This is a genomic window from Streptomyces sp. MS06 (genome assembly GCF_047200655.1).
GTDB lineage: Bacteria > Actinomycetota > Actinomycetes > Streptomycetales > Streptomycetaceae > Streptomyces.
In genome coordinates, this window is the sequence record NZ_JBJZOJ010000104.1 from 1 (window position 1) to 12,921 (window position 12,921).

The window sequence follows — 12,921 nt, forward strand, 5'->3', positions numbered from 1 at the left end:
CCTATCCCCCCCCCCCCCCCCCCCCCCCCCCCCCCCCCCCCCCCCCCCCCCCCCCCCCCCCGGTTCCGGGTGCCCTTCCCGTCGTACACACGTGCCCGAGACACATGCCGTACCGGAGGACTTGACCCACTGTGACGTGCGGGGGCTGCCGGAGGGGAGGGGGTGCGGATGTTGTCACCCTGATAGGGGAACGACGTTGACGTTCCGTCAGCTTGTGCGGTCCGCCTCCGCCTCAGACATGCGCGGCTCCGGCGCCCGCCTCCGCGTTCACGCCCCGCTTGGTGAGCAGGGCGACGAGCACGGCCACCACCGCGACTCCGGCCGCGACCAGGGAGGCCAGGCCCATGCCGGAGACGAAGGTGTGGTGCGCCACCTCGGTGATCTTCGCGGTGAGCGACGCGGACGCGCCCGGCTGCACCGGCGCCACGCCGACCTGGACCGCCTCCGCCGCCTGGTCCATCTGCTGCGGGGGGAGCTGCGGCAGGCCCGCGCCCGCCCAGTTGCCGGGCAGGTCGCTGTCCACCTTGGACGCCATGACGGCGCCGAGGACGGCCGTGCCGAGGCTCCCGCCGGTCTGCATGGCGGCCTGCTGGAGCCCGCCGGCCACACCGGAGAGCTCCAGCGGGGCGTTGCCGACGATGACCTCGGTGGCGCCGACCATGACCGGGGCGAGCCCGAGGCCCAGCAGGGCGAACCAGACCGACATCACACCGCTGCCGGTGTCCGCCTCCAGGGTGTGCATGCCGTACATCGCGACCGCGACGGACACCATGCCGCCCGCCAGCGGGACGCGCGGTCCCAGCTTGGTGATCAGGACGCCGGCGAGCGGCGAGCCGACGATCATCATGCCGGTCAGCGGAAGCAGGTGGAGGCCGGCGTCGATGGGGCTCATCCCGTGCACGTTCTGCAGGTAGAAGGTCACGAAGAACAGGCCGCCCATGAAGGCGAAGGCCATCAGGACCATCAGCACGACGCCCGCGGACAGCGGGACGGAGCGGAACAGCTTCAGCGGGATCAGCGGTTCGCGCACCTTCGTCTCCCAGAAGGCGAACGCCGTGAACAGCACCGTCGACACCCCGATGAACAGCCAGGTCAGCCCGTCGCCCCAACCCCAGGTCGGGGCCTTGATCAGCGCCCACACCAGGCAGAACATCGCCCCGGACAGCAGGGCGATGCCCAGCAGGTCGAAGGTGCGCGGGGCCTTCTCGGCCCGGTGGTCCCGGAGGATCAGCAGGCCCAGGACCAGCGCGAGGACGCCGACCGGGACGTTGACGAAGAACACGGACTGCCAGTTGACGTGCTCGACGAGGACGCCGCCGAGGATCGGGCCGCCGGCGGTGGAGGCGCCGATGACCATGCCCCAGATACCGATCGCCATGTTGAGCTTCTCGGCGGGGAAGGTGGCCCGCAGCAGGCCCAGCGCGGCCGGCATCAGCAGCGCGCCGAACAGGCCCTGGAAGACCCGGAAGGTGACGATGAGCCCGATCGTGCCGGAGAACCCGATGGCGGCCGAGGCGCCGGCGAAGCCGGTCACGCCGACCAGGAAGGTCTGGCGGTGGCCGAACCGGTCGCCGAGCTTGCCCGCGGTGATCAGGGCGACCGCCAGGGCGAGGAAGTAGGCGTTGGTGATCCACTGGACGTCGGCGATGGTCGCGTGGAGGTCGTCCCGGATCGCCGGGTTGGCGATGGCCACGATGGTGCCGTCCAGGGCGACCATCATGACCCCGACGGCGACGGTGATGAGGGTGAACCAGGGATGGCCGCGCAGGCCGGTGGCAGCGTCCTGACCCGCCGGGTCCGGTGCCGCGCTGCCCGGCCCCGCCTCACCCATGGTGGTCTGACTAGTCATACCGTGAGGCTAGTGACAGCGGCTGACAGTTGACAATCCCCATCACTAGTCGGTAACTGACATCTCATGGAGTCACTGCGCGAACGCAAGAAGCAGCGCACCCGGGAGGCACTACTGCGAGCCGCCGTGGAGCTGTTCACCACCCGCGGTTACGAGCGGACCACGGTGGACGACATCGTCGAGGCCGTCGACGTCTCCCAACGCACCTTCTTCCGCTACTTCGCCGGCAAGGAGGAGGCCGCCTTCGCCGTGCAACGGACGGCGGAGGCGCACTTCGTCGACGCGGTACGGGCCAGGCCGGCCGAGGAACCGCCGGTGAAGGCGATGCGGCAGGCGGTGGTGGAGGGCTGGGACACCCTCCACGAGGTGATCGAGTCGGCCGTGCCGGTCGAGCTGTACCTGCGGATGTACCGGGTCATCGAGTCCACGCCGGCACTGCTCGCCGCGCATCTGCGGCGCTCGGTGGAGATCGAGGAGATCCTTGCGGGCATCATCGCCGAACGCGAAGGGCTCGACGTGGACGCCGACCCGCGGCCGCGGCTGGCGGTGGCCGTCTTCAGCGGCGTCATGCGGCTGACCGAGCGGCAGTGGAGCGTCGGCGCGGAGTCCGGGCTGGCGCACATGCGCGCACTCACGGTCGCCTACCTCGACCAGGTGGGACCGGAGCTGATGGGCCGCTGGGACTCCCGCTGAGCACGCTGCGGAAGCGGGCCGGAGCAGGCGGTAGGCGGTTCGCGTCCCCACGCGAACCGATCGAAACGTGATCCCCGTCACTCGGTTAACGCGAGACCCGCCCGTTCTCCTAGTGTGTCCTCCCAGTGACTTCCTTCGACACCTCCCCGCAACTCGGCTTCTGGCGCGCCCTGCTCGCCCTGGCCGTCGTGTTCGTGATGCTGACGACCAGCGGGTGGACGGCGCTGCGCCACCACCGGAGCACCAGCGCGCTCCAGTCGGCGCTCGCCGACTGGGAGCACGGCCGGCTGCACGGACTCCCGCTGCCGGACCCGCACTCCTCCCCGGCCCGCCTGGCCCGCTTCTTCGCCTCGCTCACGGCGCAGGAGCGCCGGGGGCTCGCCCGGCACTACCCGCTCGCGGTCGGCAACATGAACGGCGCCCCGGTGGCCCTGCGCTACCGCGCCAACCGCGCCGCCCTCGCCGAGGCCGTCGGCACCGAGAGCGCCCGCATGCACGACCCGCGGCTCACGCCCGACGGGAAGCGGCAGGCGGGGCGCCGGATGCACCGCTTCCAGTCACTGCTGCGCTCCGGCCGGCAGATCCTGGCCTTCGACCCGGCGGGCAGCGGACGCGCCGCCGAGGTCTTCGGCGACCTCGGCACCGCCCGGCGGATCTCCGTGGTCGTCCCCGGCGTCGACACGAACCTGCTCACCTTCGAGCGCACCGCACGCAGGTACACGGCACCGGTCGGCATGGGCCAGGCGCTGTACGCCGCCGAGCACGCCTCCCGCCCGTCGGTACGCACGGCCGTGATCGCCTGGGCCGACTACACCGCTCCGGCCGGCCTCGGCATCGACTCGGCGACCGCGATGCGCGCCGAGGAGGGCGCCGTGCGCCTCGACGCGCTGCTGCGCGCGCTGCCGGGCAGGGCTCCCGTCGCGCTGTTCTGCCACAGCTACGGCTCGGTGCTCTGCGGGGTCGCCGCGCACCGGCTGCCGGACCGGGTGACCGACATAGCGGTGGCCGCCAGCCCGGGCATGCGGGCCGGCAAGGCCTCCGGCCTGGGCACCTCGGCGCGGGTGTGGGCGATGCGGGACGCCACCGACTGGGTGCGCGACGTCCCGTACCTGGAGTTCGGCGGGCTCGGCCACGGCGAGGACCCGGTGTCCGCGGCGTTCGGCGCGCGTGTGCTGTCGGCGCGGGACGCGCGGGGACACGCCGGCTACTTCGAACCGGGCACGGACAGCCTGCGCAACCTGGCCGACATCGGGTCCGGCGCCTACCGTTCGGTGGAGTGCGCACGCGAAGACGGCGCCTGCAGGACGGGTCTGCCGGGCAGGTCGGCGGCCGGACGCGCGTAGAGACGCAGGAACTGCGGTCTGCCCGAGGAGGGGACGGAGGAGCGTGTGCCGCATACGATGAGCCGCATGGGTGACGTACTGGCCGGATTTCATGCCTCCTGGGAGTTCACGTCCGACTCCGTGCTCATCCGCTACGAACGCGGGATTCGAACACCCAAGCTGTTCCAGGCGCTGGGCGAGCGGCGGATCCCGGTGGCGGCGATATCCGGGGTCAGCCTCACCCGCGGCCGGCGCGGCACCGCCGTACTGAGGGCCGAGCCGCGCCCGGGGGCCGATCCGCTGCTGGAGGCGGCCGCCGGCCAGCTCAAGGAGGGGTGCGATCCGTACCGCCTGGTGCTGCCCGCGGAACGGGAGACGCTCGCCGAGTACTACGCCGAGGAGCTGCGCGCACGGCTGACGGAGACCGGACCGGCGGACCGCTTCCTGGTGGATCCACCCGAGGCGCCGCTGTCGTTCAAGGCCTACGACGCCAAGGCGTCCTTCGACGGGACCACCGTCCGCTTCCGCTGGTTCTGGACCGGCGCCTCGTCCGCGAAGTGGAAGGCCGGCGACCAGAGCTTCCGGACCGCCGAGCTCGCCGGGGTGGAGTGGCGCTCCCCCGAGGTCTTCGAGGGACATCTGCGGCTGCTGCGCCGGGACGCCCCGGCCGACGGCCGCTCCCCGCGCCCCTCGATCCCCGCGCAGCCCTCGATGCCGCTGCTGTCCCCGGCTCCCCCGCAGCCCGCGCGACCCGCGCAGCCGGACCAGGACCCGGCCGCCGTGGTGTTCGGGCTGGGCTACGGGTCCGTGCACGAGTCGCTGCCGTTCGCGGCGGCGGTGCTGTCGGCGGTGCGGACCTCCGCCCCGGTCCCGTCCGGCACGCCGGCCGGGGCGGCGGGCGCGGGCATGGCGGTGGGCGGGGCGGCGATGGGCGGACGCAGCGACCCGGCCGACGTCGCCGAGCGGATCCGGCACCTCGGCGAACTGCACCGGGCGGGACTGGTGACGGACGAGGAGTTCGCCGCGAAGAAGGCGGAGCTGCTCGCCGAGCTGTGAGCCGGGCGCGCCCCGGCCGGCGGCGCGGCCGACCGCGCCCCTCCGGAACGCTGCCGGTCGAGGGGCGCGGGGGCCGCGGCGGTGCTTCTTCCGGCCCTACTCGCGTCCCGCCGAGGTGAACCGCATGTTCGCGTACCGGTCGCCCGCGACCTTCCCCGCGATCGGGTCCAGCCGGGACAGCTCGTCCGCGGTCAGGGTGAGGGTGGTGGCCGCCGCGTTCTCCTCCACCCGGTGCACCTTGCGGGTGCCCGGGATCGGGACGACCGCGAGGTCGCACAGGGTCGCCTGCTGCTGCACCCAGGCCAGGGCGATCTGGCCCGCGGTCGCCCCGCGCGCCTCGGCGATCTCCCGGATCGGGGTCAGCAGGGACGCGTTGGCGGCGGCGTTCTCGCCGGTGTAGCGGGGCATCTGGCGGCGGAAGTCGTCGGCCGTCAGCTCCTGTTCGGCGCTGGTGAAGGATCCGGTGAGGAATCCCCGGCCGAGCGGCGAGTACGGCACCAGGGCCACGCCCAGCTCGCGGGCGGCCGGGACGACGTGGCGTTCGATGTCCCGGCTGAACAGCGACCACTCCGACTGCACGGCGGCGATCGGGTGCACGGCGTGCGCGGCCCGCAGTTCTCCGGCGGTCACCTCGCTCAGGCCCAGGTGCTTGACCTTGCCCTCGCGGACCAGCTCGGCCATGACGCCGACGGTCTCCTCGATCGGCACCCGGACATCGCGCCGGTGCATGTAGTAGAGGTCGATCACGTCGACGTCCAGCCGCTTGAGGCTGGCCTCGACGGACTGCCGGATGTAGGGCGGGTCGTTGCGGATGACGCGCCCGTTCGGGTCGTCCGGCGGGATCGACAGGGCGAACTTGGTGGCGATCACCACCTCCTCGCGGTGCGCCCTGAAGAACGGGGACAGGAACCGCTCGTTCTCCCCGGAGCCGTAGGCGTCCGCCGTGTCGTACAGCGTGATCCCCAGCTCCAGCGCCCGTTCGAGGGTCGCCCGGGCGGCGTCCGCGTCCGTCGGCCCGTACGCGAAGCTCATGCCCATGCAGCCGAGGCCCTGCACTCCGACCTCGGGGCCGTCCTGGCCCAGGCGTGCGGTCGCGATCCTGGCGTCCGTCATCGTGTCCTCTCGGTCTCGCGGGCGCCCCCGGCGTCCGCGTAGAAGCTGATCTTCCGGTCGAGGACCGCGAGGGTGTCCTGGAGTTCGGAGATCCGGGTCAGCACGTCCCGGCGGGTCGACTCCAGCAGCTCGCGGCGCTCCTCGTACGTCGTGTCGCCCTCGCGCACCAGTTGCGCGTAGCGCACCATGTCGGCCACCGGCATCCCGGTCAGCCGCAGCTTGCCGACCAGGTCCAGCCAGTCCAGGTCGCGGTTGGTGTAGCGGCGCTGGCCGGTGTGGGAGCGGTCGATGTGGTCCATCAGCCCGATCCGCTCGTACCAGCGCAGGGTGTGCGCGGTCAGGCCGGTGAAGGCGACGACCTCGCTGATGGTGTAGCGGTCCTGTCCGTCGGGGCGCGGGTGGCGCCGGGGCGGGGCGGCGCACAGGTCTTCCCGGGTGGCTGTCTCCGCCGGGCACCCGGTCTGCGGGCGGGCCGGGGAGCTGGTGTGCATCACCGTCATGCCCACCACGCTATGACCTTGGAGTGCACTCCAGGCAAGCGGATTCGGGCGCGGCGCGGTGAACGCTTAGGCTCGTACGCATGTCGCTTCCAAGCCTCGCGTCGATCGAGAACTGGCCGGTCCGCACCGCCGCTGCGGGCGTCGTACGGGCCGACGGCACGGTGGTGGGTACGCACGGGCCGGTCGGGGACCGCTTCCCGCTCGCCTCGGTCACCAAGCCGCTCGCGGCGTACGCGGTCCTCGTCGCGTACGAGGAGGGCGCCGTCGAGCTGGACGAGCCGGCCGGGCCGCCCGGGGCGACCGTGCGCCACCTGCTCGCCCACACCTCCGGTCTGGCCTTCGACGAGCACCGGGTGATGTCCGCGCCCGGGGAGCGGCGGCTGTACTCCAACGCCGGTTTCGAGCAGCTCGGCGACCACGTCGCCAAGGCCACCGACATCCCCTTCGCCGAGTACCTGCGCCAGGCGGTGCTGGAGCCGCTGGGCATGGCGTCGACCACGCTGGACGGCTCGCCCGCGAAGGACGGCGTGTCGACCGTGGCGGACCTGCTGCGGTTCGCCGCCGAGGTGCAGGCGCCGCGGCTGCTGGACCCGCGTACCGTCGCCGAGGCGATGAGCGTGCAGTTCCCGGGCACCAAGGGTGTGCTGCCGGGCTACGGGCACCAGAACCCCAACGACTGGGGCCTCGGTTTCGAGATCCGGGACGGCAAGTCCCCGCACTGGACGGGCGCCTCGTCCTCCCCGCGCACCTTCGGCCACTTCGGCCAGTCCGGCACCTTCCTGTGGACCGACCCGGACGCCGGCGCCGCCTGCGTGGCCCTCACCGACCGGGCCTTCGGACCGTGGGCGGTCGAGGCGTGGCCGGCGTTCACGGACGCGGTGCTGGCGGAACTGCGGGGCTGAGTGCGTTGTGGCAAACCGGATCTCGTTCGAAGCCCTGCGGCGTGACAGCGCCGAGTCGATGCACCGGGTTCACTCGGCGGAGGCGATGACGCGGTGTGGCATCAGCCGTGCGGCGAGCAAGGCGAGGACGATCGTGGCAGCGGCGCTGCCGAATGCGATCCAGCGCAGCACGGCCTCGACGGCGGTGGCGAGGGTTTGTCCCTGGGCGCCGACCTCGATCAGCATTGCGGTGAGAGCGACCAGCATGCCGGCGACTCCGATCACGATGCTCAGTGTGACGCCCGATGCCTGTCCGGCCCGTTGAGGGGGGACGACCGTCTGCGTGCCGACACTGGCCATTGCCCACCCGATGCCGTAGCCGAGGCCGTTCATTGCGAGGCCGGGTAGAAATGAGCCGAAGCCTCCGGCGAGGGAGACGAGAAATGTGCCCAGGCCGCCGACGAGCGTCGCGGCGGCGATGGTGCGTGGAATATCGAAGCGTTCGCCGAGCCAACCCGCCAGCGGGCCGCCGACGGCGGCGCCCAGGGAGACTGGCAGGAAGATCAGACCGGCCCCGAGCGGTGTGTGTTTCTCCGCTTGCTGAAGGAAGATCGTAATGCAGTACACGGAGGAGGTGACGCCGATGTTGGCGACGGTCGTCATGACGGTGACGATCACATAGGGAACGTTGCGGAACAGGTCTAGCGCGACCAGCGGCCAGCGTGCGACCCGTTCCCGGAGAACGAATGCCACCATCAGCAGGACCCCGGCCGCGAAGGTGCCCCACGCCGCATCGGGGGGCCACTCGTTCATGCGGTCGACGCCGAAGGTCATCAAGGAGATGCCCAGCGCCACGGCGATCAGGCCGGGCAGGTCGATCGAGCGCGGCACCGTGGTGTCACGCGACTCGCGCACCCCCACCCACACGACGGCGATTGCCGCGGCGGTCACCGGAACGTTGATCAGGAGCACCAGCCGCCAGGTGATCAACTGGGTCAGCCCGCCACCCACCACCGGGCCGAGCGCCAGGCCGATGGCACCGATCCCGTACGCGTTGCCGATCGCCCGCATGGTCTGTTCCTTGGGGAAGGCGTCGGTGATCACCGCGACGCAGAGCGGGAACATGATGCCCGCCCCCAGCCCTTGAACGAAACGCAGCACGATGATGGTGGCCGCACTGGAAGCGAGGCCGGCGCCGAGCGAGGAGAGACCGAACACGGCCAGCCCCGTCATCAGCATCTGCCTCCGGCCGAGGATGTCCCCGATCCGCCCGCCCGGAATCAGGAACGCCCCCAGCGCCAGCATGTAGCCGCTGATCGCCCATTGCAGGTCTGTCACCGTGGTGTCGAGGTCTGAAGCGATGCGGGGCAGTGCCAGGTTGAGGGCGAAGAAGTCGAGCTGGATGACGAAGATGCCCAGGGACGCGGAGAGCATGGCCAGCTTCAGGCGTGGACCCGTCGCCGCCGGTGGGGCCGCCCCTGCACCCTGACCGCCGCGACGCCATCGGTGGTGCGGACTGTGCATGTGTATCCCAACTCTTCCCCTGTGAGGGGTACCGACCAGATCACCAGGCGCACGACACGGCCCACATTTCATGTCCGTACGACGGTGACTCCGCCACCCGAGGAATGGGGCGGTGATCTTCTCGCTCCGCATTCTGCACGCCCACAACCGCCGACACGGGGATTGACCCCGATTCGCCCCTTGTGCCCCTTGTGCCCCTCGTGGTCGGGGTGGCCGTCGCGTGTCGCTGGCTTCGCTCGGGTTTCCACGGCACCGAGGGTGTGCGGTTGCCCTCCTTCCCTCTGGTCCTGCTGGTCCTCGTCGGGCTCGGGCAGCGGGTCGGTTCGGGGCGGGCAGAGCGCCGAGGCGGTGCCGGCAGGCGGACACCGTTGGCGATCTGCTGCGGGCGGGAGGCTCCAGCGGCGCGGCGGGAGCACTTCCCGCCGGTCGACTGATACAACATCCAACGTGCAAGTGTCCTGCCGGGACTTGCTCGAACCCTTCGTGAGTGCAGGTCCGTCAAGCTCAAGGCAGGCTTCTGGTCGGCGCTCCTTGCGGGGGCAGGCAGGGGGAGACACGTGCCCGGTCCGCGTCATTCGTGGCGTCATGGCGGTCACGGAGCGGGGCCGGCTCTCCCTGCACGGCAGTTGCACCCGCGCCAGATCCTGACAATCGTCGCGGCGGGGCTGGGAGTCTTTGTGGTGGCTCTCGACGTGCTGATCGCGAACGTGGCCCTGCCCGACATCCAGCGGGACTTTGGTGTGGGCGAGTCCGGTCTGCAGTGGGTGGTCACGGCGTACTCCATCGGCATGTCCGTGTTCGTCATGGCCGCCGCCACCTTCGCTGACCGCTTCGGGCGCCGTCTCGTCTACGCCGTGGGGATCTCGGTGTTCACCGCCTGCTCCGTGGCTGCCGGCCTGGCTCCGGACCTCGGAGTCATGGCGGTCGCCCGAGCTCTTCAGGGCGTGGCCGCCGCGGCGGTGACCGTGAGCTCGCTCGCCCTGGTGAGCTCCGCCTTCCCTGACAAGAGCGACCGGGCAAAGGCCATCGGGCTGTGGACCGGTGTGGCCACCATTGCCTCACCTCTGGGACCCACGCTCGGTGGCTTCCTCACCGCGGCCGTCAGTTGGCGGGCTGTCTTCCTGGTCAATGTCCCCGTCGGCGTGCTGGCACTCGCCCTGACCTTCGGATACGTCAGCGAGTCCCGTGCGGAGCAGACCCATGGCTTCGACTGGGGCGGGCAGCTGCTGTTCGCCGTGTCCGTCGGAGCACTGGCATACGCTTTCATCCAGGGCCAGAACTTCGGCTGGACGTCGCCTCTCATCCTGGCGCTGCTGGCCGTCGGCGTGGCCGGGCTTGCAGTCTTCGGTCGATACGAGCACGGGTTGCCGAACCCGATGATGGACGTGAGGTTGTTCGGAAGCCGCACCTACACCGTGGCCCTCGTCACAGCCTTCTCCGCGTTCTTCGGCGTGTACGGCATGCTGCTGGTCGTCACTCAGTACGTCCAGAACGTCGAGGACTACTCGCCTGAACTGGCCGGACTGCTGATTTTCCCGTTCGCTCTCACCCTCATGGTGTTGTCGCCGGTTGCGGGCCGGCTGGTCGCACGACACAAGGCTTTGCCGATCGCCAGAATCGGTCAGCCCCTGCTGGTCGCGGGGCTGACCATAATCGCTGTGAGCATGCCGGTCTCGGTGTATCTGGTCGCAGCCGGTTTGTTCGTCACAGGCGCAGGCACCGCTCTGCTCGTCATTCCGATCACCTCTCTGGCCGTGGGGTCGGTCCCACCGGACAGGGCCGGCATGGCCTCCGGCATCTTCAGTGCCCAGCGGGCCATCGGTTCAACGTTCGGCTTCGCGGTCCTCGGCACCGTCCTGGCCGTCTGGCTGGGAGGCACCCTCGACGCAGCACTGCGCGAGGCGGTGCCGGAGACACAGGCGCGTCAGGCGGTCACCGACCGCATCATCCAGGAGGCCAACCCGTTCGCTTACGTCGCCGAGGTCGGGCCAGGCAGGCCGCTGCCCGCGCCCACTCCAGGCCAGCGCGAGGCCATCGTGACGGCGGCCAGAAAGGACTTCATCCGAGCCAGTCAGCTGAGCGTCGCCACTGGCGCGGCGTTCTGCGCCGTCACCGCAGTGCTGTTCTGGACCCTTGCGCGTGTGCCCCCAGATCAGAAACCTGACGTCTCCCCCGCGTGACCGGAGCGTTGAGCTTGAGATAAGACGTGCGGTGTTCAAGGTCGCCGGGGCGCAGGCGGTATGCGTCCAGCGGGGCGGTCCGGGAGGTGGGTCCGCCGGACAGGGCGGCGACGATGGAATAGGCCCAGCCGGGGACCATCTCGTGGGCGCCCTCGGCGCGTCCGTGGGTGTGGCAGAAAGTCCGCTGGTCACTGGTGTTGGCGTCGGGGCGCAGCCAGGGCGTCACATCGGCGGCCAGGACGATGCCGCCGCCCGGACCGCGCGGGAGGTCACGCAGCACGAAGGACCAGTTCAGACGCTCGAAGTCGACTCTCCCGTCGTTCATGGCGCGTTGCGCCGAGCCGTGGGAGCGGGTGTGCTCGGGTGTGAGGCTGAGGTCGGCCAGACCGCGCACCGGACCGTCGCTGCACAGCACCGCATCGCCGACTTCGAAGAGTTCGTCGCCCAGCACGTCAGGCAGGCGCGGAAGTCGACGCGGAACTCCTCGAGTTCCCTCAAGGCCGCGTCTCGGGCGTCACGATCGGGCACACCGACAGCGGCGGTCGCGCCGGTTCTCGTTGGTCTCACAACCCGAGAATCAGGGCGCGGCCGTCGCCGTGTCCGGCGTTTCCCCATGTGGGGGACTCGAACACCTACCGCCGAGCAGCCTGAGGTTCTATCTCAAGCTGAGGCCGAGGAGCAGCCACCGCGTCCCGACCGCCGGGGGCGCCGCCGAGTTCGGCACCCGCGTCGCCCACGGAGTCGGGAACGCCGGATCCGGGGGACCGGTCGGGTATCCGGTCGTGTGCGGAGCCGTTCCGGACGGCCCTGTTCACTCGGCGTCACGGGACCGGCCTCAGGCCGCCTTCGCCGCGTTGCGCACCAACGTGTCGTAGTAGTCCCCGACCGCCCGCAGCAACTCCGCGTTGTCCTCGACGGCCCGCTTCCCGTACGCGAGGTGAACGGCTTCCGAGACACCGAGGTAGTTGACCTGCATACGGCAGCGGATGTCGGCGGTGGCGACGGCGGTCTCCCGGTCGCCGGCCCGGCGGGTGCGCGACCACTCCGGGTCCTCGGCGGCGGCCTTGAAGGAGTCGTAGACGAAGCCCGCCTTCTTCATGCAGGACGACCAGGAGGCGGCCATCTTCCTGTAGGCGGTGTCCTGAGCGGCCTTGGTCCACGCCTCGAAGCGGATGCCCAGCAGCACGTTGAGGGCAGTCTTTCCGTGGGCACCGTACGCGTCGAGGTCGGGCGCCCCCTGCTCGAGCTTCCTGTCCGACCGGCCCAGGCAGCCGCCCCGGGGAACCGTTTTGCCGTCCACCTTCACGTTCTGGCCGGAACGCGGGGTCGACAACCCGCTGGGCGGCTCCGCGCCCTGCGAAGCAACGGCTGCAGGACCGTTGAGCACCAGCATTTTGGTACGCCTCTCGGCCGCGGAAACGCGTGACGGCTGCCGCTTTCCCGCCGGCGTGTCCGCCGCCTCGCTCCCGGCATTGCGGTAACCGTAACGCTGGGCCTGTTCCAGGGTGCGGGGCAAGTCCGTTCCCTGGCGGATATCGGCGAGGATACTGTCGTCCGCAGGGGTGTCCAGGACGCCTTTCAAGCCGAATTCGGCCACGCACGCGTTGACGAGTGCGTTCCTGGCCTTGTGGAGGGTTTGCAGCTCGTCGTCGTCCGGAATGTAGGCGGCGAAAGGCATGGTCGTGGTGGTGGGGCCGGTGGGTGTAGAGATCGGCCCCACGTCGACCGGCTCGCCGTTCTGCGGCGCCGGCGAACAACCCGTCAGGAAGCCCAGCACCAAGAGGCCGAGCATGACCGTCCTGC

Annotated in this window: 11 protein-coding genes; 5 read left to right on the forward strand and 6 right to left on the reverse strand. The window is 70.9% G+C overall.

All coding sequences use genetic code 11. The features are described 5' to 3' along the window. Nucleotides 1-232: 232 nt before the first annotated feature. Nucleotides 233-1,849, reverse strand: coding sequence for an MFS transporter (locus ACL02U_RS32000; protein WP_412794510.1), 1,617 nt, complete (start codon nucleotides 1,847-1,849; stop codon nucleotides 233-235). Between the two features lie 66 nt (nucleotides 1,850-1,915). Between ACL02U_RS32000 and ACL02U_RS32005 the strand changes: the two genes are divergently transcribed. The 3 genes from ACL02U_RS32005 to ACL02U_RS32015 all read left to right on the forward strand — a co-directional run bounded on the left by ACL02U_RS32005 (nucleotide 1,916) and on the right by ACL02U_RS32015 (nucleotide 4,920). Beyond that, a complete protein-coding gene (locus ACL02U_RS32005) occupies nucleotides 1,916-2,542 on the forward strand; it encodes a TetR family transcriptional regulator (protein WP_412794511.1) in 627 nt (208 codons plus the stop codon). Nucleotides 2,543-2,667: 125 nt separating this feature from the next. Next, on the forward strand, nucleotides 2,668-3,885 hold the full coding sequence (locus ACL02U_RS32010) for an alpha/beta hydrolase (protein ID WP_412794512.1): 1,218 nt from the start codon (nucleotides 2,668-2,670) through the stop codon (nucleotides 3,883-3,885). 66 nt (nucleotides 3,886-3,951) lie between these two features. Next, the gene (locus ACL02U_RS32015) at nucleotides 3,952-4,920 is read left to right on the forward strand and encodes a DUF4429 domain-containing protein (RefSeq protein ID WP_412794513.1); all 969 of its coding nucleotides are present in this window, start codon (nucleotides 3,952-3,954) and stop codon (nucleotides 4,918-4,920) included. Nucleotides 4,921-5,016: 96 nt separating this feature from the next. On the opposite strand, the gene ACL02U_RS32020 is transcribed toward ACL02U_RS32015, so the two are convergent. Both ACL02U_RS32020 and ACL02U_RS32025 read right to left on the reverse strand, forming a co-directional pair. Then, nucleotides 5,017-6,033, reverse strand: a complete 1,017-nt coding sequence (locus tag ACL02U_RS32020) for an aldo/keto reductase (protein ID WP_412794514.1) — start codon at nucleotides 6,031-6,033, stop codon at nucleotides 5,017-5,019. Then, entirely contained in the window at nucleotides 6,030-6,533 is a 504-nt protein-coding gene (locus ACL02U_RS32025; RefSeq protein ID WP_412794515.1) for a MerR family transcriptional regulator, read from the reverse strand. The genes ACL02U_RS32020 and ACL02U_RS32025 overlap by 4 nt, the downstream gene beginning before the upstream one ends. Before the next feature lie 80 nt (nucleotides 6,534-6,613). On the opposite strand from ACL02U_RS32025, the gene ACL02U_RS32030 reads away from it, so the two are divergent. Further along, nucleotides 6,614-7,435: a serine hydrolase domain-containing protein gene (locus tag ACL02U_RS32030; protein ID WP_412794516.1), complete on the forward strand. Its 822-nt coding sequence runs from the start codon at nucleotides 6,614-6,616 to the stop codon at nucleotides 7,433-7,435. Nucleotides 7,436-7,504: 69 nt separating this feature from the next. Here ACL02U_RS32030 and ACL02U_RS32035 read toward each other — a convergent pair whose 3' ends face one another. After that, a complete protein-coding gene (locus ACL02U_RS32035) occupies nucleotides 7,505-8,848 on the reverse strand; it encodes an MFS transporter (RefSeq protein ID WP_412794517.1) in 1,344 nt (447 codons plus the stop codon). A 647-nt stretch (nucleotides 8,849-9,495) separates the two neighbouring features. Between ACL02U_RS32035 and ACL02U_RS32040 the strand changes: the two genes are divergently transcribed. Further along, nucleotides 9,496-11,118, forward strand: a complete 1,623-nt coding sequence (locus ACL02U_RS32040; protein WP_412794518.1) for a DHA2 family efflux MFS transporter permease subunit — start codon at nucleotides 9,496-9,498, stop codon at nucleotides 11,116-11,118. Here the strand turns inward: ACL02U_RS32040 and ACL02U_RS32045 are convergent. Both ACL02U_RS32045 and ACL02U_RS32050 read right to left on the reverse strand, forming a co-directional pair. Next, complete coding sequence (locus ACL02U_RS32045) at nucleotides 11,048-11,569, reverse strand: transposase (RefSeq protein ID WP_412794519.1); 522 nt, start codon at nucleotides 11,567-11,569, stop codon at nucleotides 11,048-11,050. The genes ACL02U_RS32040 and ACL02U_RS32045 overlap by 71 nt on opposite strands. Nucleotides 11,570-11,953: 384 nt before the next feature. After that, nucleotides 11,954-12,921 (reverse strand): hypothetical protein (locus tag ACL02U_RS32050; RefSeq protein ID WP_412794520.1); only part of this gene is annotated, 968 nt, incomplete at its 5' end.

What these genes read in the sequence shown, in the direction of transcription:
- ACL02U_RS32000 (WP_412794510.1), bottom strand. Translation starts at nt 1,849, where the DNA reads ATGACTAGTCAGACCACCATGGGTGAGGCGGGGCCGGGCAGCGCGGCA.
- ACL02U_RS32005 (WP_412794511.1), top strand. Translation starts at nt 1,916, where the DNA reads ATGGAGTCACTGCGCGAACGCAAGAAGCAGCGCACCCGGGAGGCACTA.
- ACL02U_RS32015 (WP_412794513.1), top strand. Translation starts at nt 3,952, where the DNA reads ATGGGTGACGTACTGGCCGGATTTCATGCCTCCTGGGAGTTCACGTCC.
- ACL02U_RS32020 (WP_412794514.1), bottom strand. Translation starts at nt 6,033, where the DNA reads ATGACGGACGCCAGGATCGCGACCGCACGCCTGGGCCAGGACGGCCCC.
- ACL02U_RS32025 (WP_412794515.1), bottom strand. Translation starts at nt 6,533, where the DNA reads ATGACGGTGATGCACACCAGCTCCCCGGCCCGCCCGCAGACCGGGTGC.
- ACL02U_RS32030 (WP_412794516.1), top strand. Translation starts at nt 6,614, where the DNA reads ATGTCGCTTCCAAGCCTCGCGTCGATCGAGAACTGGCCGGTCCGCACC.
- ACL02U_RS32035 (WP_412794517.1), bottom strand. Translation starts at nt 8,848, where the DNA reads ATGCTCTCCGCGTCCCTGGGCATCTTCGTCATCCAGCTCGACTTCTTC.